This is a genomic window from Phocaeicola sartorii JCM 17136 = DSM 21941 (genome assembly GCF_054653615.1).
In genome coordinates, this window is the sequence record NZ_BAAIFW010000006.1 from 1191538 (window position 1) to 1216404 (window position 24867).

Sequence of the window (24867 nt, forward strand, 5' to 3'; positions counted from 1 at the left end):
AGATGATACGAAAAAGAAGGAGAAGAAAACAATGAAGAAAACGATAAGTTATTTCTTATTTATATGCGGTTTGCTGATGGCTGCCGTCACTTCGTGCAAGGACGATCTGCTTTATACGGACGGGGGGCTTATTCCCGAAGGTGAGAGCATAGTGACGGCACAGGTGGACTTCAAACCGTTGGTAGAAAGTCTTACGGATAAGTCGCGTACGGCAGGCGATGCTATCAAGTCCATTAATGACTTGTGTGTGTTGTTGTACAACGTAGATGGGATTTTGGTAGAAGCACGTTCTTTGACTTGTGTACAAGGCAGTCCGGCAGATGGAGAGTATTCTATAGATGAGATTACACGTAAAAAAGAAGATGCGGCTGATCCGAATGAAAATATCGCTGAAAATAAAACACCTCGTGCTAATTTAAGCTTGAAAATTCCATATGGACGTTATTATATCTATGCAGTGGCCAATATGGGGAAGGATTTTAATGAGGCAGTTGAGAAGTATGGGAAGGAAGATGATACCGATAATACGTCAGAGGAGGTTGAAAAGTATAAGACGGCTATTGGTACAGTGAAAAAGTTAAAAAACATTTCTTTTACTTGGCAGACTAATGATGTGACAAAGAATAGTCAGATGTTCGGGCATTTTACTGTTATTGATCAAGAGGATAAAGGTGAATTATTGACTGTCAATAAAAAAGCTATGAAATTGCACGCCTGGATACGTCGTGCAGCTTCCAAAGTGACGATTGCATACGATGGTAGTGGATTGAAAGAAGGCGTTTTTATCTATTTAAAATCAGTGACTATAAAGGACATTCCGAAGAGTTGTTATTTGGGACAGGATAATCCTGCAGCTCCGGAAAATTATCAACCGACAGATGGGGATGGAGGGGTAAAGCTTGATTTGATACCGGAAGGTGAAACTATAAAATATTATGAAGGTGACACCGAGCCGGATCTTGTTGATTTTAAAGATACATACGAAGCTCGTGTTACTAAGGGAATGCCTTTTTTGGGGAGTGGATATAACACTCTTACCTCTCCTTCCGAGACTAAAACATATTATCATCCTGAAAAATTGGAGGATGTGCATACCGAATTTACCAATGCTCTTTATTTTTATGAAAATATGCAGGGTAAGGGTGAAGAAGGTACTCCTAGTGATAAACGTCAAGTTGTAGCGGGCGCTAATGATAAAACCAAGCCGACTTATCCTGAAGGGGGTATGAAAGATGATAAAGCATGGAAAGATGCCAAGCCATACGGAACTTATATAGAAGTGGACGCTTTTTATGTTTCTATCAACAAAGAGAAAGTAGGTAGAGGCCCTATCAAGTATCGGTTTATGTTAGGGAAAGATGTTGTAACTGATTACAATGCGGAACGTAACCATCATTACAAACTGACTTTGAAGTTCAAAGGATATGCCAATGATGCCGACTGGCATATAGAGTATGAAGAACCTGAGCCGGGTATCGAGATTCCGAATCCTTATTATATCTCTTATCTTTATAACCGTACTATGAATCTTCCGGTAAAAATTAATACGGGAGGAGGTACACTTGAATCTTTGAGTGCCAGGATTATTTATAATAACTGGGCTCCGTATGGAACTCTTCCGGTGAATGCTGGTGGTTTAGCTTATGCTAGAGAATATGATTATGCTGAAACTCCTGATAAGAGCAATGATCAACCATGGCATGGATTTCTTTCACTTCGTAAGACTAGTAAACGTATTTTACTGGGAGAGCATGATGACGTACTGGGGGAGAAGGATATGACAGATAATAAAGATTATTATGAAAGTACTCAAAGGGGAGAACGAGTGTATATACCTGCAGAATCTGGGGTTACTCAATCAGACGGAACTTATGAAAGTCAGAAAGATGGACATTATGAAATAAGCAAAATTAATGATAATCAATTGCTTGCTTCTATCCCTCTTTATACTCGCGCTAAGCAGATGTATATAAAATCAGGATATACAGGAAATAATCCTTATGTAGCTTACCAACGGCATGCGCGAGTAGAGATTATGGCTAAGATAAACCTTGGTGCGGGAAACATTTTTTCAAAAAAAGACACTGTTGACATTTTTCAGGTACGAAGGATTGTAAATCCTAAAGGAATTTATAGGAGTAATGGTAATAATAAAACCTTTCATGTCACTTTATTGCGTTTACCTAGAGAAAATGCGGAGACATTTGAATCTTTTTCTTCCGAAGGCCCTTGGAAAGCGTATGTGGTAAATGAGAAAACAGAACTTAGGGAAGGTGATCCTGTGTTCACGGATCCTAATCCCGGTTTTATTACGCTTGGAATTGCTAGTAAGAATACAAAACTGGATGCTGATGGTGTGATATATGGAGAGACCGGTTCGGATATTAAATTTGATATTCTGTTTCATGGATCGGGTGACTCAAATAAAAATGCTGTAATCCGTGTGGAATATCACAATTATACTTGTGAGCATCTTATTTTTGTGCATCAGGGAGATAAACCGCAGGAGCTTTTATCCGGACAACCGAAATGGCATATATCTAATCTCATTAGTAAAGGTCAAGAAGCTTCCAATCCATTGGATGAAGGTTCTTTGTTTAAATTTGGCAATCTTGACCAAGTTATTGCGGCAAAGAACCAGTACAATGCGAAGCGTCCTATGATAAATGTGGAACCAGGGGATTTTCCTGATCCTATAACAAGAGAGGGTTTAGGTTTTGAGTTGGTTGGTTCTACTGACAAGGCTGTATGGAGGGATATAAAGAATAAACCTGCAAATACAGTGGAACCATGGAATGGCTTTGAAGTTCTCAATGCCCGTATTGCTACACTGGATGATTATCAGGCTTTATTTGATAGTCCTGATATCGCACAAGGCTATGGGGTACTTTATGGAGATGAAGCGGATAAACCTGCGATAAACTTGCTGCAAGCGTATGGATACCAGGAAAACAATAAGTATGGAAAACCTGCGGATCCGAAAGATAAGCTAGGTTGTGGCATGCGTGGATGTTTTGTTTATAACCGGACAAATGGAAGATCCGTATTTTTTCCGATAGGTGCTTCAGGATATGGTCATAGAAAAGAAAAAGAACAGGGATGTTTACGTTATTCAAGTGGACAGAAAGAGATTTTTGGAGTTTCCATTTCCTCAAGTGATAAGTTTTATGGAAGCAATCCAATATCAAAAGCCCCGTTATTTTATGATCTTTATATGCGTCCGGGGGCTGTTTATTGGATAAAGGAAGCTGTCGGTTCAGGAGGAGTTTGGGGAACGAATGTAGGCTGGGATATCAATTATTTTACTTTTGATTTTAATAAAATAACTCAGGCTAATGTGTTTAATGGAAATAACAGTGACGCCTGCTTCATCCGTTGCGTAGAAGATCCAAATTAGTTCCTTTTATCCTATCAGGCAAGTATAAACAGGGCAATCGCATCCAAAGTTGCTGGGACTTGGGTTCGGTTGCCCTGTATATTGTCCATGTACGAGCGTGAATGTTTGCAAATATTTCTGGTGACCTCCACTCACCATCTACAACAAAGTTTTGCAAAACTGCTGCCACTACTACCACCCTTCCCACTGAAACCACGATGGACAGGGCGTCTTGGTGGGTGGTGGTAGCACATCTTTTTATGTGGTAAAAAGGGCTGCTGCCACCACTTTTAACTCTTTTTTTGCCCCAAAACAACCGGAGGAAGGAGAAGATACAAGAGGCGGAGGATGACCACACGCCGGGAAAGGGAGGAGGATACGGACACGCATAACCCGGGAATTGGACCGATAGGACCGAGCCCACTGAAGGGCAAAACACCAGCTGCAACCTGACAGGACTCCGGTTGCGGCCCGTCAAGACCAGAGTTACAAACAGGTAGAACTTCAGTTTCAGCCCGACGGAACCAAAGTTACAACTCTGACGAAACTGTAGTTTCAACCCGACAGAACTGTAGTTCCAACCTGACGAAACCGATTGAAACTCCTTGTTCGTGTGCGCGTTCATGCGGACGAATAAGGCAGATCGTACGCATCAGCAGATGGCATCATCAGCTTTGACAGGACTGCACAGAAGCTTTGCGCTGTTGGAAAGAACAGACAAAAGTGGTGGCAGCACACCTTTTTACCACATGAAAAAAGGTGCTGCCACCACCCGTCAAAACGCCCTGTCCATCGTGGTCTCAGTGGAAAGGGTGGTAGCAGTGGCAGCAGTTTTGCAAAACTCTGTTGTAGAAAAAGAACAGACCCGAAAGCTGACCGGATTAACCACGCAGCACATTCACAATCTCCACCACATACATTTTATGAAAATCACCGTGCGATTCCCCGTACCATCTGTCTGTAATGCTCTTGTCGATAAAGTTTTCGGGCTTGATCAGATCGGCATACAGTTTCTTGCATTCAAAAGTCAGCCGCGCCTGCTCAAAAGTGATGCTTCCGTTCTCGGTGAACAAGGGCGATAATCCTGTCGCTTTTACTTTGTCCATGTCACGCCCCGACTTAGAACCGCATATTTTATGCACTTCTTTATGCTCCTCGCCTAGAAAAGAGAGGGTGAGATAATCGTTCTGCTCTATAAAGTCGAAGGTATAACGTTCGGGGCGGATAAAGATAAAAGCTACCGGACGGTTCCACAGAAACCCTGTGCCTCCCCAGTTTGCCGTCATGGTGTTGAACTTCTCTTTGGTGCCGGCTGTTACCAACATCCATTCCTTGCTGATGGCTTCAAACAGATTGTCTGTCAGTTCGTTTACTCTTATTTCTTTCATTGTTTCCGTATTTTTAGCTAGTACAAATATATAATTTTTTTCTTTTACTGTTTCGTATTAAACCTGCTAATTATTATCTTTGCGAGAAATATTAATTAAAAAAGAAAGGACGAAACACAGTGGCAAATGAGGTAGTTTTAACCCCGATGATGAAGCAGTTTTTTGAGTTGAAGGCGAAGCATCCCGATGCGATTATGCTATTCCGGTGCGGGGATTTTTATGAAACTTATTCAGAAGACGCTATTGTCGCCTCGGAAATTCTGGGCATTACGCTGACCAAGCGTGCCAACGGGCAGGCAAAGAGCGTGGAGATGGCTGGCTTTCCTTTCCATGCGCTGGATACGTATCTGCCCAAATTGGTACGGGCAGGCAAGCGGGTGGCCATTTGTGACCAATTGGAAGATCCCAAGATGACCAAGAAACTGGTAAAGCGTGGCATCACCGAACTGGTGACTCCGGGGGTAGCCATCAATGACAATGTCCTTTCCTATAAAGAAAACAACTTTCTGGCTGCCGTCCATTTCGGGAAAGCCAGTTGCGGTGTGGCCTTCCTCGATATCTCCACCGGTGAGTTCCTTACCGCCGAGGGACCTTTCGACTATATAGACAAGTTATTGAATAATTTCGCCCCCAAAGAGGTGCTTTTCGAGCGTGGCAAACGGGGGATGTTCGAAGGGAACTTCGGAAGCAAGTTCTTTACTTTCGAACTGGACGACTGGGTGTTTAATGAGAGTACCTCACGCGAGAAGCTGTTGAAGCACTTTGAGACCAAGAACTTGAAAGGCTTCGGGGTGGAGCATCTTAAGAACGGCATTGTAGCTTCGGGCGCCATTCTGCAATACCTTAATATGACGCAACATTATCAGATCGGTCATATCACTTCCCTTTCCCGTATAGAGGAAGACCGCTATGTGCGGCTGGATAAGTTTACGGTGCGCAGTCTGGAACTGACGGGCAGCATGAATGAGGGCGGAACTAGTCTGCTGGACGTGATTGACCGTACCATCAGCCCTATGGGGGCCCGTCTGCTGAAACGCTGGCTGCTCTTTCCGCTGAAAGACGAGAAGCCTGTCAATGAGCGGCTGGATGTGGTGGAATACTTCTTCCGCGAGCCGGACTTCAAAGACTTCGTAGAAGAGAAACTGCACCTGATAGGAGATTTGGAGCGTATTGTCTCGAAAGCTGCCGTAGGAAGAATCTCTCCACGCGAGGTGGTGCAGCTTAAAGTAGCTTTGCAGGCTGTCGAGCCGATTAAGAATGCCTGTCTGAATGCGGATAACGAGAGCCTCCGCCGCATTGGGGAGCAGCTGAACCTATGCCTGTCTATCCGTGAAAAGATAGCGAAAGAGGTAAAGAACGACCCTCCTTTGCTGGTGAACAAGGGCGGTGTGATAGCCGACGGGGTGAGCGCGGAACTGGATGAACTACGCCAGATCGCTTTCTCCGGCAAGGATTATCTGCTCAAAGTGCAGCAGCGTGAAAGTGAGTTGACCGGCATTCCCAGCCTGAAGATTGCCTATAACAATGTGTTCGGCTACTACATTGAGGTGCGCAACACGCATAAGGATAAGGTGCCTGCCGACTGGATCCGTAAACAGACACTGGTCAATGCGGAACGCTATATCACTCAGGAACTGAAAGAATATGAAGAAAAGATCTTGGGTGCCGAAGATAAGATCCTGGTACTTGAGACAAAACTCTATAATGATCTGGTGATCGCTTTAGCGGAGTTTATCCCCGCCATCCAGATCAATGCCAATCAGATTGCCCGTCTGGACTGTCTGCTGGCTTTTGCCAATGTGGCGGGAGAGAACAACTATATCCGCCCTGTTGTGGAGGACAGTGACGTGATTGACATCCGGCAGGGTCGCCATCCCGTTATCGAGAAGCAGCTTCCGGTGGGGGAGAAGTACATTGCCAATGATGTATTCCTGGATTCGGAGAAACAGCAGATCATTATCATTACCGGTCCCAACATGGCGGGTAAGTCGGCTTTGCTGCGCCAGACCGCACTGATCACCCTGTTGGCACAGATCGGCAGTTTTGTGCCTGCCGAAAGTGCTCGGATCGGTATGGTGGACAAGATATTCACCCGTGTGGGGGCCAGCGATAACATTTCTGTGGGCGAATCTACCTTTATGGTCGAGATGAACGAGGCGGCGAATATTCTGAACAACCTGTCTGCCCGTAGCCTGGTGTTGTTTGATGAGTTGGGACGTGGAACATCCACTTACGACGGTATTTCCATCGCCTGGGCCATCGTGGAGCATATTCACGAGCATCCCAAAGCCAAGGCGCGTACGCTGTTCGCCACTCATTATCATGAATTGAACGAGATGGAGAAATCTTTCAAGCGCATCAAGAATTACAATGTATCTGTGAAGGAGATAGATAATAAAGTGATTTTCCTGCGCAAGCTGGAGCGTGGCGGCAGCGAGCATTCTTTCGGTATTCATGTGGCGAAGATGGCGGGTATGCCGAAAAGCATTGTGAAGCGTGCCAATGATATTCTGCATCAGCTGGAGGCGGACAACCGCCAGCAGGGCATTGCCAAACCTACGGCTGAGATAGCATCCGGCCGCAGCGGGATGCAGCTCAGCTTCTTCCAGTTGGATGACCCGGTACTGAGCCAGATACGGGACGAGATTCTGAATCTGGATGTCAATAACCTGACTCCTCTTGAGGCGTTGAACAAACTGAATGATATCAAGAAGATAGTAAAAGGCAAGTAAATGCCTTTATTTTTCATTAATTACTAATTACTAACCATTAACCATTATCATGAAACACCTACTAACCTTGTGCATGTTAGCCTTGTGCCTGTGCGCCTCGGCCAAGGAAACGTGTCCGAAAGTAATCCCCGCCCTGCAAGAATGGAAAGGGGGAAGTGGAAAACTTGCCCTGCCTGCTGAAGGCAGCATTGTCATTGCTTCTGCTGACGAAGCGGCGCTGAAAAGTGTGGCGGACGTGCTGGCACAGGATTTGAAAGACCTGCTGGGCTGGAACTATACTGTTAAGACCGGAAAACCGGAGAAGAATGCGATTTATCTTTCATTGACGAAGCCCGACAAACAATTGGGAGAGGAAGGATATGTGCTGGCTGCGGGACGCTATGCGGGTATCACAGCACCGGCCCGTCAGGGAGTGTTCTGGGGCACCCGAAGCCTGTTGCAGATACTTTATAACGAAAAGGGGCAGTTGCCCAAGGGCGTTGCCCGTGACTGGCCGCAGTATCCCAACCGCGGTTTTATGCTGGATGTGGGCCGCAAGTTTTTCACGATGGACTTCCTGCGCCAATATGTCAAGATCCTCTCGTTCTACAAACTGAATGAGTTCCAGATCCACCTCAATGACAATGGTTTCGTACAGTTCTTTGATAACGACTGGAACAAGACCTACGCCGCTTTCCGTCTGGAGAGTGAGCGTTTTCCCGGATTGACTGCCAAGGACGGCTCTTACACCAAGAAGGAATTTACCGACCTGCAACGTCTGGGTATGGAATATGGTGTGAATGTGATTCCGGAGATTGATATTCCGGCTCATTCATTGGCCTTTACACACTATAAGCCCGAAATAGGCAGTGATAAATATGGTATGGATCACTTGGATTTATACAAGGAGGAAACTTATCGTTTTGTAGATTCTTTGCTGGATGAATATCTTTCGGGAGAGGAGCCTGTCTTTATGGGTCCTGACGTGCATATCGGTACGGATGAATACAATGCGAAGGAAGCCGAGAAATTCCGTTATTTTACAGACCGGTATCTGAAGTATGTGGAGAAATACGGGAAGAATGTCCGTATGTGGGGAGCGTTGCGCTGGCTGAAAGGAAAAACACCGGTGAAAGCAGACAATGTGACTATCAATGCCTGGTCATACGACTGGATTGACCCTAATGCTTCTCTGAAAGATGGATATAAGATTATCAATACGTGTGATACTTATCTTTATATTGTTCCGGCTGCCGGTTATTATCGTGATTTTCTGGATATCCGATGGCTTTATGAAACTTGGCGCGTAGGTAAAGTGAACAGCAGGGAGGAATTGCCCGAAGGTACTCCGGGTCTGTTGGGAGGTATGTTTGCCGTATGGAACGACCATTGTGGGAATGGGATATCCCAACAGGATGTGCATTTCCGTACTTTCCCTGCTGCACAGGTACTTGCCGAGAAAATGTGGAGAGGAAAGAACGAAGCTGTTTCGTTTGAAGAGTTTGAGGCATTGTGCAAACAGATGCCCGAAGCTCCCGGCATCAATCTGCTGGGACGTGTGCAGGGGGAAGTTGTCCTTCCGGGACAAAAGGAAGAGCTGTCTTTGAACGGTACGGACAGCGTGGCTACCTCTCTGCCTGAAATAGGCTATCCTTACGCTGTAGAGTTTGAGGTGAATCCGGATCAGGAACAAAATATCAGCGGTATCCTGTTCAAAGGCCCTCATTCCACCGTGTATGCCAATTGGGAAAATAAAGGAAATCTGGCGTTCAGCCGTGACGGATATACATTTGTGTTTCATGCTGCCATCTTGCCTGCCGGTGAGTGGACAAAGGTGCGTATAGAAGGGGATTATAAAGGAACTACCCTTTACATAAACGGGGAAAAGGTGGAACGCTTGGAAGGACGTATCAAGCAGTTCTACAACTATACCCATCACCGCAAGGACAGGATGTATGTGCAGGAAACTTTGGTTTTCCCCATGCAGCAGATAGGCGATGTACGGAATGGATTCAAAGGAAAGCTTCGGAATATAAATTGCGTGCGGCATCCTTCTTTCTAAATGTGATTCCCTCTTGAGACTACTCTTTCTACCCATCGCGTTACCATTTGCCGTAGGGGCAGGGTTATTGGAAATGTTAACGAAGATGTGTAGAATGAGAAGTTTTCTAAGGGAAAACCCTGCACATGTTATCTTTAATTGTGTTACATTTCTAATTGTCAGTGATTTATATCAGGCAGGTGTTATCTGTTTTATTTTCATAAGAAGGTCTTTATACCTTACTTTGCACCATTAAACTTAAGCAACAAACCCAATGAAAATAAAACAAATCCTGCTTTGCATGCTTTTAGCCTGCTTTGTTGTTCCCGCTTCTGCACAGAACCGTTGGGGCATTGTGGGAGGAGGACTTTTTTCCAAGTCCATGTCCAAAGATGCCCGTTTCAGTTTGGGCGGCTATGCCGGAGGAACCTATGACATTCACATTGAAAATTCGTGGTATGTACAGCCACAACTGCTCTTTGCTTATGAAGAATTCAGAACCAAGTCAGAGCTCGGTACTGATTTCTTCTTTAGCAAATTCAATTTGGAACTTCCCGTACTCGCTTCCTACCAGATTGCCATAAACAACAAGTGGAACCTGCGCATCAATGCAGGCCCCTATCTGTCCTATGCTATGTTTGGCAGAGATAAATCCATTGATTATGCCTATGGCGGCGAGATGCATTCCAGTTTGGGATGGTGGCATCAGGACTTCCCGGATCATTTTACTTACGGTGGAAAGGCCGGTATTTCATTAGAATCCGATCATTTCATTTACACCATCGGCGGCAAGTGTTCCCTCCGCAAGAAGCCTTTCGGACGAAGTGTCAGTTTATCAGCCGGCGTAGGATATAAGTTCTGAGTTTTCTTTATCTTTGCCACCTGAGAATTAAAATTGAGTTACATGCATGTTTATATAAAACAGACGGTCACTGTCTGCCTTTTCATCTGTCTATGTCTTTCCTGCACTTCACGGCGCATGGAACATGTTGCTTTGCAGCAAGCCGGATACCTGATGGAAGAACATCCCGACAGTGCCTTTTCATTGTTGAAATCCCTTTCTTCCCTGGTCGGAATGACATCGGAAGACAAAGCGGAATATGCTTTGTTGCTGGCCGAGGCTGCCGATAAAAACGGCTATTCCCTGCTTCCTTGTGACTCCTTGTTGAACTTTGCCCTCCATCTATACGATGAAAACGCCAAAGAACATGCCATAGCCCTTCTGTACAAGGGAAAAGTACAGCAGGAAATGGAGAACTATGCCGATGCTTTGAAAAGCTACCGTATGGCGCTGGAAATACTTTCCTATTATCCCCGTGAGTTTTATTGGAAAGGATTCGTCTATAATATGCTGGGAGGGCTGTATGGTAAACAGAACTTGTATGTACAGGCAAAAGATATGTATGTCAAAGCCTGTTATAATGACTCGCTGGCGCGGCATAACCATCATCTCATCAGTTCGCTCAGTAATCTGGGGGTGGCTTTCATCGGTTATGGGAACATAGACTCCGCTTTTATTTGTCAGCAACGCGCATTGCAACTTTCTCTCTCCACCGATAGCTTTCTGCTGCATTCCCTTTATGGAAATATAGGGGATCTGTGCGGACGTACCGGACAGAACAGCATAGCCGTCACTTGTCTGAAAAGAGCATACGATGCCTGTCGCCGGAAGGAAGACAGTTTGCAATGTCTCTGGAATCTGGGAGAATTCTATTATAACAACCGGCAGCCCGATTCGGCCCTTTATTACCTGAACCGGAGCAAGGAATCTGCCAATATTCATATCCGGTATCTTTCTTTCTTCGACCTGTATGCCATAGCCAAGCAGCAGGGGGATGTGGCAAAAGCCTTGGAATATCTGGAAATCAGCACCCAACTGGAAGATTCCATCTATTCTACCAACGTGGCCACGGAACTGGAGAAGAAGACTTACCGCTGGAATGCCGATGCGCAAGTAAGGAAAGAGCATTTCAAGGCAAAACGAAGGATTTATATCATTGCGATGGTGGCTCTGGTGTTATTGCTGGTCATTGTGATTGTCTATCAGCAGATATTGAAAAACAAGAAAATACAGCAATCCAACTACGAATACCTGTTGCAGAAACTGAAACAGAACCTGAGGGATATGCAGCAAAACATTGTCCGGCATGAAGAGGTCATAGCCGAACTGAAACAGAAACAGGAAAGTCGTGCCGGAGAAATAGAGGAGAAGGAGCGGGCTATACAGGCTATGAAAATGGAGAAAGAGAAACTGCGCAATTGGCTGTTCAGGCAAAGTGCTCTTTATGCAAAGATAGACAAACTGGCAAACCAGCAAAAGCATCATAAAGAACGCATTGATGTGCTTACCAATGCCGAGCAGCGCCAACTCAGGGTGATTATAGGGCAGATTTATGCCGACTACATAGAGCAACTGCATGTCCAATACCCCAAATTGAATGAAGACGATGTTCTTTTACTATGCCTGCAACTGGCGGATTTGTCTCCTTTTGCCATTGCTTTATGCTTTGGTAATAATGATGCACAGATTGTGGCGCAGCGCAAATATCGTATGAAAAGCAAGATAGAATGACGGGGTGTTATCTTTAATAGTGTTACATCTTTGTTTATCAGCATGTTATAGCAGTAGACTGTTATTGGTTTTAGTCGTTTCGGAGGTGTTTGCTCCCTATCTTTGCGGAGTAAAATCATAAAAATAGAAACGATATGAAAACTAACAAACTAATTCTGGCGTGCCTGGTCATTCTGTGCTCATTGCCCGCTATGGCACAAGTAAAACTGGGCGTAGAAGCAGGAGCCAATCTTTCTCATTATCTTACCAACAGTCATTCGAACCCTTCGGGCAGTAAAGACATGAAGGTAGGTTTCCAGGCAGGTGTGACAGCCGATTATGAGTTTCAGAATCATCTGATGCTGATGTCCGGACTTTATTTTATCCGTAAGGGTGGAAACTTGAAGCTGGGAGAGAACTATGGAAAAAATTCCTATTACCGCTATCCCAATGTGGAGGTAAAGATGAACTATCTGCAAATACCGGTAAAACTAGGTTATAACTTTCATATAAATGATAAGCTAAGTCTTATTCCTTATATTGGACTTTATGCTGCATATGGTTTTAATGCCGGTAAAAGCGATTTGCAGATGGTGGATAACGGCAAGCTGCTGGATACAAACTGGAAGCCGACAGAGGGTTATGGTTATAGTGCCGGTCAGTCCATCCGGGGATTCAAGCATTGGGATGTCGGCGCCATAGCCGGTGTCAAGGCAGTGATAGGCAAGCATTACACCATTTCCTTTGATTATAACATCGGTCTGAACAAAGCACAAAGTACATACGGATTACGAAACTCAACATTCCAACTTTCAGTTGGTTACCGTTTTTAAATTTTCATCACTACTTGGAGAAAACTAAAGGCTAAACTTTATTTTTTAAGAGAAGAAATGCCCTTGCATGTGAGTGTAGGGGCATTTTATTTGATATTACTGATCTAAATACAGAGTGATGGGTGATTGTTACAATGAATTTTCTTCATCAGTTCTCTTACTATACCGGTATTTGTCTGTGCCAACAGCCTTTCATGCTTGATAAATAAATTGTCCATACTTAGCTCTATTTTTCTACAAATATATTAATTTGTTTAGAACAGAAAGCAAATACAAGTATTTTTAAGTCTTCAGACTGCAACATCCTCTCCTCACTAAAGTGAAAAGATAACTGCATTTATTTTTTTCACACCCGCATCTTTGCTATCTTTGTCCGTGGAAAACTAAAGACAAAATTGCTATGCGCTCATTTATTTGGAACTTAAATATCATAGGTTTACTGGCTGTTTGCTTGTTTGGCTGTAACCGTCATTCTTCCAATCCACTGTTGCATCAGGTGCATTCATTGTTAGAAGTGAGGCCGGATAGTGCATTGACTGTTTTAAAGAATCTATCTGCTGTAGAGGAAATGCCGGAAGTAGACAGGGCGTATTATGCCTTGCTGCTGGCTGAGTCTACGGATAAAAATGAATTACCCTTACTGCCTTGTGATTCATTATTGGATTTTGCGTTAGATTATTATGAAGATGGTGATAAAGAAATGGCCGCGGCTTTGCTTTATAAAGGGCGGTTACTGGCGCAGATGAACGATAAAAAGGCGGCGATAGAGAATAGTTTGAAGGCGTTGGAAGTGTTACAAAATTATCCCGAAGATACAAAAAGCAGAAGGTTGATCTATAGCTCGTTGGGACTATGGTATGGGGATTGTGGATTATATGACAAAGCGTTGGAAATGCAGAATCAGGCTCTCCACTATTCATGTAGTGCTAAAGATACTGCTATTGCTTATCATAACATCGGATATGTATATTCCATGAGAGACTTGCAGGATTCTTCCATTACTTATCAGCGTAAGGCTGTGGAGTATGCCGTGCGTTCTAAAGATACGAATATGATGGTTGCTTCCTGGCACAGCTTAAGTCTATTTTATGGACGATTTGATAAAACAGATTCTGCTGTAGTTTATGCACGTAAAGTTTTTCAATATGTATCTGATGAGCATAAGATGGTTAATGCTTATTATAATATGGGTGATTTGTATATTGATTTGGAACAATATGATTCAGCCAGATATTATTTAGAGAAGAGTCTGCTTCTTTCTTCCTCTTGGTCTATGCCCTATTGGTCGCTTGCTGTTATGGAATCGGAACTGGGAAATTTTCAGTCTGCCTATCATTATCTGGATACTTTTGTGATGGTTCAGGACTCATTGGATGTCAGTGAAAAATTGTCTGAAGTGCAGCATCTGGTTTATAAGCATCAAACTGAATTGGAGGTAAAGGATGAGCAGATTAAATCGAGAAGAATAATAGGATGGATTGTTTGTATGGCTATAATAGTTTGCTTTGTACTCATCTTGATTTACCAACATCGGATTGATCGAAAAAATAGTCAGCAGGCACTCTATGAGCAGTCGCTGCAACATGCCAATGAAAAACTAAGTATCATGCAGCAGCGTATAAAAGAAAATGAATCCAGCCTTGTATTATTACAAGATAGGGAGAATCAAAATCTCGATGAAATCGCTAAAAAAGAGCAATTAATAGCTCAATTGAGGCAAGAAAAGTTGACACTCCGCGCATGGCTGTTCCAGCAGACTTCCATATATAAAAAGGTTTATTCATTGTACGAACAGCAGGAAGTGGATAAAAAGGCGCGGAAAGTAATGACAAACTCTGACTGTGAAAAACTAAAGAAAACGGTGTTTGAGATATATGCTGACTATATTTCCCCTTTGCAAATACAATATTCGCAATTGACGGAGGATGACTTATTATGTCTTTGCTTGCTAGAAGCCGGTATCCCTCCGCTGGTTATTGCTTTATGCCTCGGACATACTGATACTGTGGCATTCAACAAACGAAAATCGCGCTTAAAAGTGAAGATGTCAGAGTCGTGATTTGCAATTGTTTGTTTATCAGCTGTTTGTGAAATTTGAATGTCCCAGCAAATAGTTGTGTGCCCTGTCTTTTCCCTATAACTTTGCGGCATCATTTAAAAACAAAAAAGTTATGAAAGCAAAGTTATTATTGATGCTATTTTTAGTTTTCTTGAGTTTGGGAGTCTTTGCTTCGGAGCGTCATAGGAAGAAACCTCACGCACAATGTAAAGCTTATAAAATGGCTGTTGAAACTAGAAGTCCTTTTGATCCTTCTATACAAGCTGAAGATATAAACGATTGTTTGTATCTCACATTTCAATTCTCATTGGATGATGCTGACATTACTATATTAGATAAGGATGGTAATGAAGTGATAAAAGAGCAACAAACTATTATTTATGAAGGGCGCACTATTTCTATTCCAATGGCAGATGCGTATCCTTATTCCGTTGAAATAAAATCTTCATCTGTAGAAATACAAGGTGGGATTATCTTAGAATAATAATTATAATCTTTAAATTTTGAGTAACAATGAAAGTAAAACATTTATTGGTAGCACTTATTGTGCCTTTAGCTTGCGCATGCAGCAATGACAGTTTGGATGAGGTAGCTGATCAGTCTAATAAGCCTCAGGTAGTATCCCGTTCAGAAGAAAATATGCTTAGTTTTGATTCTGAAGCATCGTTCCAACAGGCTGTTGGTTTGTTATCTGATATGGATGAAAATGAACAGAAATCATGGATTTCATCTCATTTGGGAACAATCACATCATTGAAAGATGTATATGATGAGGCAATGGAAGATGCAGCCGATTTGGATGAATCTCGTGAAGCTTATTTGGCTTACAAAGACAAGTATGAAAATACATTATATTTTTCATCTTATAAAGATGATTGTGGTGCTTATTTGCCTGTTAGTAATCAAACTGTAGCCATGATGATAAATACTGATGGCAATATAAAAATAGGCAATGAAGTTCGTAATTTGAAAGATATATCAAACTATACTCAATTACAAGAGGCGGGTGTAGCAATGTATGATGCTGAGAAAGACCGGAATTATGTTGAAAGTAGAGCTGTTGTTGAACATCCAATTATAGCTGTTCAAAAGGTTGGTGAACCTATAGGTAATAATGATGAATATGAATTTGATTCAGGTTGGCGACATGAAAACAAAAGAAAGATAAGATTGAAATGTGGACGACAAGTAGGTAGTATTGATAAAAATAAAAGAGTCATTACTCCTAGATTACATATTGAAGTTTCTTTCAGAAAGAAAACTTGGTTGGGATGGAGTAATTATTCTAGTAAGACGACAACTACGGGGAAATTTACAGGTGGTTATGTAGGTACTATTAATTTTCATAAAAGCGCTAATTCTTCTCATGATTGGTATCAGGGTTTTAATGGAACTTTTGTGGAAAATATTGGTAGTAAAAATGAAAAGATCCATTATTGTTCATATCCTATTGTTGCGGATTTATCTGTGGAATTTCGTGGGATGGGAACAGTCCAAAAATATAATTTTACATTAAAGGAAGTACATTACGCTGGTGCTTAAACGTTTTAATTATGAAAATATATATATCTGTATTTTTTTTCTTTCTGATATCAGTGTTCCATATTTCGGCTCAGAACCGTTGGGGGATCATAGGTGGTGCTAATTTATCTACCTCTTCTGCAAAGGATTTTGGTTGGAGAACTGGTGGTTATATTGGTGGTTTGTATGATATCAGGTTGAGTGAATCTTGGTATATTCAACCTCAATTATTATACTCTTACGAGGAGAATTCAACAAAAGATAATTCACATATTGATATTTTTTATAGCCAGCATGCGCTGACATTACCTGTATTGGCTTCCTTTAAAGTACCTTTAAGTGATGCTTTCTCTTTAAGAATAAATGTAGGACCTTATATTCAATATGCTTTGTTCGGGCGTAATGGCAGATCTTCTATTGATATGAACGGAGAAGTAATTCCTAAAAAACTAGGTTGGTGGCATGCTGATTTTGGTGACCATTTTACTTATGGACTGAAAGGTGGATTAGCGTTGGAACATCGGCATTTATTCCTTTCTATGGATTGCAAATATTCATTAAAGAAAAGCTTCTTAAATTACGATGGACATGGAACAACCCTCTCTGTTGGTATAGGATATAAATTCTAATAATAGATTTCCATTCTTAGAGAAGAGATACTAAGGTATTTATTATATTATAGTGTCTCTTTTCATTTACAGCATTGATGGTAGTTGAATGATAAAATAAGTTATACGGCTGATTTTTAGGCGGTTTATTTACCTGTGTGTTATTGCAGATATGATTTCATTTTATTTTTCGAATTTTGTTCTGTTAAAACTAAAAACATTTATGAGAACTAAATTAATATTGATGTCATTCTTGGCATTCTGTTTAATGACAACGGTTGCCGTTGCCCAGAACTGTTGGGGCATCATGGCCGGTGTCAATCTATCAACTTCTACGGCACATTCTTCAAGTTTATGGTCTGTTGATTCTAAATGGAAAGTGGGCGGCTATATGGGCGGCTTATACGATATCCAACTCAATAGTTCATGGTATATCCAGCCACAGTTGATATTTTCTTATGAAGTAGATAGAGCCAAATATTTGAGTGGTAAAAAGGTGTCCGATGATTTGGATGTTTCTACCAGCATGTATTCTTTGACACTGCCGGTTTTGGCTTCTTTTAAGGTGAGCCTAAATGATGTCTGGGCTTTACGCATCAATGCTGGACCATATGTACAGTGTGCTATGTTCGGGCGTGACCGCACATTGTTTACAGCTGATTCAAAAGAACAGTCCTATTCTTCTTCATGGGATAGGAGTTTTTTGAAACACTTTATCTTTGGTCTGAAGGGTGGAATGTCCTTGGAGCGTAACCACTGGATGTTCTCGCTGGATTGCAAATATTCGTTGATGAAACATTCTTTAAATCACGATGGTCACGGTCTGACCCTTTCTACCGGTATTGGTTATAAATTTTAATGTGACAATAACTGATTAATAAAAACTAAACTAGCAATCTGTCAAAATGATAATGCCGACGTGCGAGAACCGCTTATTCTGCACAAGAATACTGCTACCCATTTTCATCACATTCTCGTGTGTCGGCATTTTGACTGATTGTTTTTCTTTTCCGGTCATTTCTTCTCCTATAGGTATAATTCCTCTCTTTTGGCTCACCCGACAAACTATGGGGGAAGGCTATCCGGAAATTCATCTTCCGCTTGCATGATGCAATGATTCATCCTTTCACCACAATATGTAGCTTCTTACAACCCACCGGATAGTTGGTGGAATGTATATTCCTTTCATCCGCCCTGTACCGTAAGCGTCTCCGCGATTCTATATTGCTGTCCGTTTTTAGCTCTCATATCTTTGCGAGGTATAAAAATGCAGCATTATGGATTTAGAAAATAGATTTAGAAGAACTTGGAAACGTTTCCAAGAAGTCTTAAAAGTAGACTACACTTGTTCTTTAGCGGATGTTTGCCGCGAGCAGCATACCACTTTTGGAGGTATGAGTTCCTGGATGTCCCGACGGGGCTATAGCGTTAAACAAGCTAAGGCAGATGTGGTCCGTGATTATTATGGCGGCGTTGAGCCGTCCCCACTGACCACTACCTCTCCTGCGTTCACTCAAATAGCCCCCGCCATGTCGTCGGAAGAAGAGTTCAGTCTTTCCGGGATCACAATCACGTTTAACAGTGGAACGACCATTTCAGTCAAACGGGCCACTCCCGGGGGTATTATTAAAATGTTACGCGATTACGAAAGAAAGGAGGGGGATCCATGTATTCTCTAACATCAGCCAACCGATACTATCTGTACCAGGGCTTTGTTCGTATGAACCTTGGCATTGACGGTCTATTCAAAATCATACGCTCTCAAATGAAGGAGTTGTCCCCCATTTCCGGAGATATATTTTTATTCTTTGGCAAAAACCGGCAAAGTGTAAAAATACTGCGTTGGGATGGTGACGGCTTTCTTTTGTACTACAAGCGTCTGGAAGGTGGAAGTTTTGAGTTGCCGACATTTAACCCCCATACAGGTAATTATGAGATCTCTTATCAGGTTTTGTCTTTTATCTTAAATGGAGTGTCATTGAAGTCTGTACGGTTGCGAAAACGTTTCAGAATCTAATGTAATATACTGTATATTAGATATTTGATTTTAAATTACCACCCGGATGTTTTGGTCAGTTCATTGATTTTTCGTATTTTTATGCCATGAAAAAGGATGAGATCATAGAGTTATTGAAGGAGCAAATCAAGGAATTACGGGATGACAACAACAGACTCCTGGACCAGATAGATAATTTGATAAAGGAGGTCTCTTCCCTTAAAGAGGCACTCCTTCAAAAAGGCGAATCTCTTAGCAAACAACAGCGCCTTGCCAAGGGGCTCGCCAAACTTGTATCCAACACATCCGAACAGCAACACGCTCCCCAACCTGCCATGTCCGAAGAAGAGCGGCAGAAGAGAGAAGCTGAAAAAGCAGATAAGCGTAAAGCCGGAAAGAACAATGGTGCCAGACGTGACATGCATTATGAGATGGAGGAAGAAGAACATGTCGTTTATCCTGATGATCCCGATTTTGACATCAATAAAGCCCGGTTGTTTACTACCACTCCCAGAATATGCGTCCGCTATGAATGTGTACCCATGCGCTTCATCAAGCACGTCTACAAGATACACACCTATGCGCAAGACGGTCGTCTCTTTGAGGGAAAGACCCCGGTCTCGGCTTTCTTGAATTCCAGCTATGACGGCTCATTCATTGCCGGGCTGATGGAATTGCGTTATATACAATCGCTGCCAGTTGAAAGAATCATCAACTACTTCGAAAGTCATGGCTTTATGCTGAAGAAACCTACGGCTCATAAGTTGATAGAAAAAGCCTCAGGCCTCTTTGAAAATCTCTATAAGTGTATCCGGCAGACGGCTTTGAGTGATCCTTATAAGGCAGCCGACGAAACCTATTACAAAATACTCGTCCCGGAAAAGAACAGCAAGGGAAAAGGAGTCCGCAAGGGATACCTCTGGGTGGTTGTGGGCATAAACACCAGGATGATATACCTGCTCTATGATGACGGCTCCCGATCTGAAAGAGTTATTCTTAACGAATTGGGCGGTTGCAAAGGTATCATACAAAGCGACGGCTACTCACCTTACCGGAAGCTCGAAAGCGATGCTTATCCCCATATCACACGCATCCCGTGCCTGCAACATATAAAACGGAAATTTATAGATTGCGGTGAGAATGACCCGGATGCAAAAAGAATCGTGGAGCTGATAAACACACTTTATCAAAATGAACATAAGCATAAAATCGGGGTTGACGGATGGACGGTAGAACAGAATCTTGTCCATCGGAAAAAGTATGCGCCGAACATACTCGGAGAAATAAAAGATGTGCTTGATGATATAGAAGAGCAGAGGGATTTGTTGCCTAAGAGCGAACTACAAGAAGCTGTCACCTATCTTCGCAATGAGTGGAATGCCGTGGTGGACATCTTTAATTATGGTGACACTTACCTGGACAACAATATAGTTGAACGGATGAACCGGTACATATCCTTATCAAGAAAAAACTCATTGTTCTTCGGCAGCCATAAGGGAGCCGAACGGGGCGCCACACTCTACACGATAGCACTCACCTGTAGGATGCATAAAGTGAATCTGTTTGAGTATCTCACGGATGTGATAAACAGAACAGCTGAATGGCAACCAAACACAACACTTGAAAAATACAGGGAACTGCTTCCTGACAGATGGAAAAAGGCTAATGGATAAAAAGGGAGCATTAGCCTTTTTATTTTAGCAAACTATATAGAATCGCGGAGACGCTTACGTACAAGTCTGCCTTGTGCAGCAAACATGCTAGGCTTGTGCAACATACATGCTAAGCTCGTCCAGCCCCGAAAAGATGCAGCTTTTCCTACCGGAGTATTCAGAATCCTGATACAAGTTCTGCCGGATCATGCACCATCTTTCCCTTTCAGAGGGGAAGGTTGAAAGGGCGGCCGAAAGGACTTGGACCGGCAGTTGAAAAGAGTTTTACAACAACTCCCTTCAGCCATTTTTCTTGATGGAGATTGAATGTGCAGCCTCACACATTACTATTGCATAGACCGAAAGATATAGTCCTTTCAAGTGAGACGTCTTGTTCTTTTTTAAAACGTTCTTGTCTTTTCAGGAAAGAATTAAGGCTTTTCGAAAAAGACAAGGAATCAGTGACTGGGGGCAAGTGCCTGCACATACGCATGTATAAAGCTACACGTATGTATGTATAAGGCTACGTATACGTATGTGTAGTCTCGCACGTGAGTACGTGTAAAAAAGCATTCTGACTTATACTGAAAATGGTTGTTACTTTTCGAGGCTGGTTACTAAATACGTTGTTATTTTTAGTTACTCCTTACTAAACAGGTTGTCTATTTTCGCTTTTTCCAACTAACGAAGTTGTTATACACGAAAACAATGGACAATCCTAATTGTTTTCAGTTCTCGGTAAAAGTCAATAGGGTTCGATACCCTATTGACTTTTGTGGGACAATGGCATAAACCGTCATGTCTCCAGTTCTCGGTGTTACAAATATACCATTTATTTGTCATCTGCCCTCTTTTTCCCTTCTTTTTTCCACATGCACTTTCCCGGCACCTCTCCATAGTATACATCCATCGGTTTCTTCATTCCGATACTCATATGCGGTCGTCCGTTGTTATAGAAGTCTATCATCTGGGCAATCTGCTGTCTTGCGTCATCCTCATCCTTGAACAGGGACATGCCATATATCCATTCACATTTCAATATCCCGTTCATCCGTTCGGCTACCGCATTGTCGGTCGGTTTGTAGCTTTCAGTCATGCTTATGCGTATGTGATGTCCGGTTAGGACATTGACATACGCATCACAGGCGTACTGGGAACCACGGTCAGAGTGGTGGATTGTACCGCAGAGGTTGCCGCCGCCGCTTTCCGATATTGCCTGTTCAAGTGCCTGTATCGTATAATCGGCCTGGAGTCCGGGGGCGAGCACCCATCCCAGGACGGCATGCGAATATGTGTCCGTAATGAGATGTAGGTAACATACCCCTCCTTCAATCCAGATATAAGTGATATCGCTCACCCAAATATGGTTCGGGTATTGTGCCGTTATGCCTTTGGTCAGATTCGGATATTTCTTGTACAGATGGTTGGAATCCGTCGTATGCCGCGGCTTTTTGGGAGGCAGCATGAGATGACGGGAACGAAGCAGGTTGAGAAAGGTATCCCGACCGCCAATCAACCCACTGCCATAAACAGAACGGAGTTCGTTATAGAGCTTCAGACCACCGATTCCGGGGGCCTTGGAACGGTAATATTGGACAAAGGAAAGCATGGTGTCTTGTATCTGTCTGCGTGAAACAAGCGTCTTCTTTTTTTTGTAATAGGCCTGGGGAGTCATGCCAAACAGTCCGCAAAGAGTTTTCACGCTAATGCGGGGAAACTCTTTGCGAAGCCCTGTCACTGCCTGGCACCATCTTTTTTTAAGATGGAAATACCCTCTTCTTTTTCTGTCAGCTCAATCAATTTCTGAAAGGCGCGGGAACGCAATTTCTCCGTTTCCAAAGCCTTCTTAAGACGCAAATTCTCTTCCTCCAGAATTTGTTCTCTTGATTTAGAATCATTCTTCATTTGACCTTGTGATATTGGTTCGGAAGACAAAGATAGTAATTCCGAATCAATTGGATAGCACTTCTGCCAACGGCTAATATAAGTATTACTCGTTAGCCCCCATTTTTTCGCAGTAGAATTCTTTGACAAACCACTTGCATAATAATCTCTGAGAACTTCTAATTTGAAACTCTCAGAATAATTCTTACGATGAAATTTAGACATAATATTTCTTTTTTTATGCCTCTTTTTAAGTGTCAACCTATACCAGTGTAAGACATTCTGCCGCCCGGCTTTTTCTAAAACGTAACTATATACTTTAAGCATCTATCGGTCCATTTTTATTGGATTGATTCATTTCGCGTTCATTATATCTTCACAGTCCATAAAAGCTATCTTTGTTTTCGTGTGCCTTGATACCAATGTTTGCTTTATAAATATTGCAGAGAGAATTATATTTCCTCGCACACCCTCATTTCCATTCCTTTATACACCACAACAATCTTGTGTAGCTGTGTGCTGCCCACGGTATTCTGCACCGTATCGGTATCTGCATACCGATTAGCTTGGGCGATACCCTCTTTCCGAAGTTCCTCCACACGGTCTTCGGGATCTTTGTACTTGGCATACTTCAATTCGATGATGTAGCTGTGTTGCATATCAGGATAGATATCCAGCAACGGGCACAGGAAAATGTCAGCATATCCGGCTTGAGTGTCGGCTTCGGAGATGGGACGGTAGAAGCGGTTCTGAGCCGTCATGGCAAGAGTGAAACCATGTACGAAAAACTCGCCTTTCTGCTTGTCGCGTTGCGAGGCATAACGCTTCAGACAGTCCGCTATATAGCCGAAGTAAGATTGCCATGTCCCGTCGTAGGCTAAAGCCGAAGCAAGCTCGTCTTTCTCATGGTTGCTGAAACTGAGGTCGGCTTCATTGTACGTGTTCAGCAGATAGGTGTAGAGCTGCTCCTGCACCACCTGGTTGGGAATAGTAAGTTTGGTGTTTCCCTTATACATTCCGCTGATAGTAAGCATACCGAAATAATAGAGCAGGCTCACGAAATTGTCGGAATCCACAATGTTGGCAGCCGGAAAGCTTTCTTTTAACTCGCCGGTAATGTAGCCTTGGCTTACTAAGGTCTGTATGGCGGAGGCATCGTGCGCAAACTCCTTATCCTTGCGGATAAGCATACGCAATTTTTCGTAATCGATGCGAATATTGCTTTCTATCATATTTCTCGGTACTCTTCCATTATTGTCTATGTAGTTTTTGACAAAATAAAGCACCATATTGGAATTGTATAGCGTAGTTTCTCCATAGCACTCCTGTGCAAAGCAGTAGTTGTCATACCATGGTTTCATCAGCCCTATCAACTCATCGATGGTATGATTGAAAGAGATTTTGGTAGAATAATAAGCCAGCATTTCGCGTACCTCGGCTTCGGTGAACCCCATCATTTCGTTAAATTTCGATGAGAGAGAGTAGTTGGTGCCGATGTTGAAGCCACTGGTCAGGTCGTCCATCGTCACGGGGCTTACACCGGTGATAAAGCAACGCTTGATGCTGGAATAAGTTCCGGCTTTCACCTTGTTAAAAAAGGCGCGCAGGTAACCTTCCTTGTGCGTCTCTTCGGTATATCGGTGCAGGCTGTTGGCATCGGAGAGGATGGCATTCGTGAAGTGGTCATATTCATCAATGAAGAGATATATCTTCTGGCCTGCACGGGCACATACCTGATAGAGAAAGTCCAATTGCTCCACTGCTCCATTTGCCGCACACAATCCTTCTAATGTATCTTGCGGCAGATATTCAGCATATATCTTGCAGAAGTTTTCAAAAGTAATGCCACAATGCGCATCCAGTCCGCTGCGGTAATTGTGCAATTCGCCGTTAATGCCGGAAAAGTTGAGATATAGCACCAAGTAACTATTGCGGTCATCTGTGGGATGCTTCCCTATGTAGAGGTCGCCAAACAGGGCATCAAACTTGTCACGGGTACGCACATCATAATAGTGTTGCAGCATATTCAGTGTCAGACTCTTGCCGAAACGGCGTGGACGGATAAAGAAGAAATACCGGTCCGAACGTTCTATTAAAGGGATAAACGAAGTCTTATCCACGTAATAATAATTGTCAAGACGAATGTCTTCGAAATTCATCATGCCGTATGGCAACAATTTCATGTCTGATGATACATATTCCATAATTCAGTTTATTTATGAGTCTGCTTTGAACTAGTGTAAACAA

The 24867-nt window shown here is 42.8% G+C and carries 18 protein-coding genes; 14 read left to right on the forward strand and 4 right to left on the reverse strand.

Translation table 11 applies throughout. The features are described from left to right. Positions 1 to 31: 31 nt before the first annotated feature. Positions 32 to 3397: a DUF4906 domain-containing protein gene (locus ACYQ0C_RS21840; RefSeq protein ID WP_025017703.1), complete on the forward strand. Its 3366-nt coding sequence runs from the start codon at positions 32 to 34 to the stop codon at positions 3395 to 3397. An 860-nt stretch (positions 3398 to 4257) separates the two neighbouring features. Here the strand turns inward: ACYQ0C_RS21840 and ACYQ0C_RS21845 are convergent. After that, positions 4258 to 4764: a flavin reductase family protein gene (locus tag ACYQ0C_RS21845; protein WP_016274962.1), complete on the reverse strand. Its 507-nt coding sequence runs from the start codon at positions 4762 to 4764 to the stop codon at positions 4258 to 4260. 146 nt (positions 4765 to 4910) lie between these two features. On the opposite strand from ACYQ0C_RS21845, the gene mutS reads away from it, so the two are divergent. The 13 genes from mutS to tnpC all read left to right on the forward strand — a co-directional run bounded on the left by mutS (position 4911) and on the right by tnpC (position 20757). Then, positions 4911 to 7496: a DNA mismatch repair protein MutS gene (gene mutS, locus ACYQ0C_RS21850; protein ID WP_032941331.1), complete on the forward strand. Its 2586-nt coding sequence runs from the start codon at positions 4911 to 4913 to the stop codon at positions 7494 to 7496. Positions 7497 to 7545: 49 nt separating this feature from the next. Then, a complete protein-coding gene (locus tag ACYQ0C_RS21855) occupies positions 7546 to 9537 on the forward strand; it encodes a beta-N-acetylhexosaminidase (protein WP_016274964.1) in 1992 nt (663 codons plus the stop codon). Positions 9538 to 9790: 253 nt separating this feature from the next. After that, positions 9791 to 10378: an outer membrane beta-barrel protein gene (locus ACYQ0C_RS21860; protein ID WP_016274965.1), complete on the forward strand. Its 588-nt coding sequence runs from the start codon at positions 9791 to 9793 to the stop codon at positions 10376 to 10378. A gap of 42 nt (positions 10379 to 10420) precedes the next feature. Beyond that, positions 10421 to 12088 (forward strand): tetratricopeptide repeat protein, encoded by a 1668-nt coding sequence (locus tag ACYQ0C_RS21865; protein WP_016274966.1) that lies wholly within the window; start codon positions 10421 to 10423, stop codon positions 12086 to 12088. Positions 12089 to 12222: 134 nt separating this feature from the next. Further along, entirely contained in the window at positions 12223 to 12900 is a 678-nt protein-coding gene (locus tag ACYQ0C_RS21870; protein ID WP_016274967.1) for a porin family protein, read from the forward strand. Between the two features lie 400 nt (positions 12901 to 13300). Beyond that, entirely contained in the window at positions 13301 to 14959 is a 1659-nt protein-coding gene (locus ACYQ0C_RS21875) for a hypothetical protein (protein WP_016274968.1), read from the forward strand. A 112-nt stretch (positions 14960 to 15071) separates the two neighbouring features. Next, positions 15072 to 15443 (forward strand): DUF3244 domain-containing protein, encoded by a 372-nt coding sequence (locus ACYQ0C_RS21880; RefSeq protein WP_016274969.1) that lies wholly within the window; start codon positions 15072 to 15074, stop codon positions 15441 to 15443. Between the two features lie 29 nt (positions 15444 to 15472). Further along, positions 15473 to 16501, forward strand: a complete 1029-nt coding sequence (locus tag ACYQ0C_RS21885) for a DUF4848 domain-containing protein (RefSeq protein WP_016274970.1) — start codon at positions 15473 to 15475, stop codon at positions 16499 to 16501. 11 nt (positions 16502 to 16512) lie between these two features. Next, positions 16513 to 17109: a porin family protein gene (locus ACYQ0C_RS21890; protein ID WP_016274971.1), complete on the forward strand. Its 597-nt coding sequence runs from the start codon at positions 16513 to 16515 to the stop codon at positions 17107 to 17109. A gap of 202 nt (positions 17110 to 17311) precedes the next feature. Next, positions 17312 to 17947, forward strand: coding sequence for a porin family protein (locus ACYQ0C_RS21895; protein WP_016274972.1), 636 nt, complete (start codon positions 17312 to 17314; stop codon positions 17945 to 17947). Between the two features lie 418 nt (positions 17948 to 18365). After that, the gene (locus tag ACYQ0C_RS21900; RefSeq protein ID WP_016274973.1) at positions 18366 to 18767 is read left to right on the forward strand and encodes a hypothetical protein; all 402 of its coding nucleotides are present in this window, start codon (positions 18366 to 18368) and stop codon (positions 18765 to 18767) included. Further along, the gene (gene tnpB / locus ACYQ0C_RS21905) at positions 18755 to 19105 is read left to right on the forward strand and encodes an IS66 family insertion sequence element accessory protein TnpB (RefSeq protein ID WP_011964763.1); all 351 of its coding nucleotides are present in this window, start codon (positions 18755 to 18757) and stop codon (positions 19103 to 19105) included. Before ACYQ0C_RS21900 ends, tnpB begins: the two co-directional genes overlap by 13 nt. 86 nt (positions 19106 to 19191) lie before the next feature. Further along, positions 19192 to 20757, forward strand: a complete 1566-nt coding sequence (gene tnpC, locus ACYQ0C_RS21910; RefSeq protein ID WP_016274974.1) for an IS66 family transposase — start codon at positions 19192 to 19194, stop codon at positions 20755 to 20757. A gap of 811 nt (positions 20758 to 21568) precedes the next feature. On the opposite strand, the gene ACYQ0C_RS21915 is transcribed toward tnpC, so the two are convergent. The 3 genes from ACYQ0C_RS21915 to ACYQ0C_RS21925 all read right to left on the reverse strand — a co-directional run bounded on the left by ACYQ0C_RS21915 (position 21569) and on the right by ACYQ0C_RS21925 (position 24824). Continuing rightward, on the reverse strand, positions 21569 to 22474 hold the full coding sequence (locus ACYQ0C_RS21915; RefSeq protein ID WP_016274975.1) for an IS3 family transposase: 906 nt from the start codon (positions 22472 to 22474) through the stop codon (positions 21569 to 21571). Continuing rightward, positions 22471 to 22947 (reverse strand): transposase, encoded by a 477-nt coding sequence (locus ACYQ0C_RS21920; protein WP_016274976.1) that lies wholly within the window; start codon positions 22945 to 22947, stop codon positions 22471 to 22473. The genes ACYQ0C_RS21915 and ACYQ0C_RS21920 overlap by 4 nt, the downstream gene beginning before the upstream one ends. Positions 22948 to 23072: 125 nt before the next feature. Beyond that, complete coding sequence (locus ACYQ0C_RS21925) at positions 23073 to 24824, reverse strand: ATP-binding protein (RefSeq protein WP_016274977.1); 1752 nt, start codon at positions 24822 to 24824, stop codon at positions 23073 to 23075. Positions 24825 to 24867: the final 43 nt, after the last annotated feature.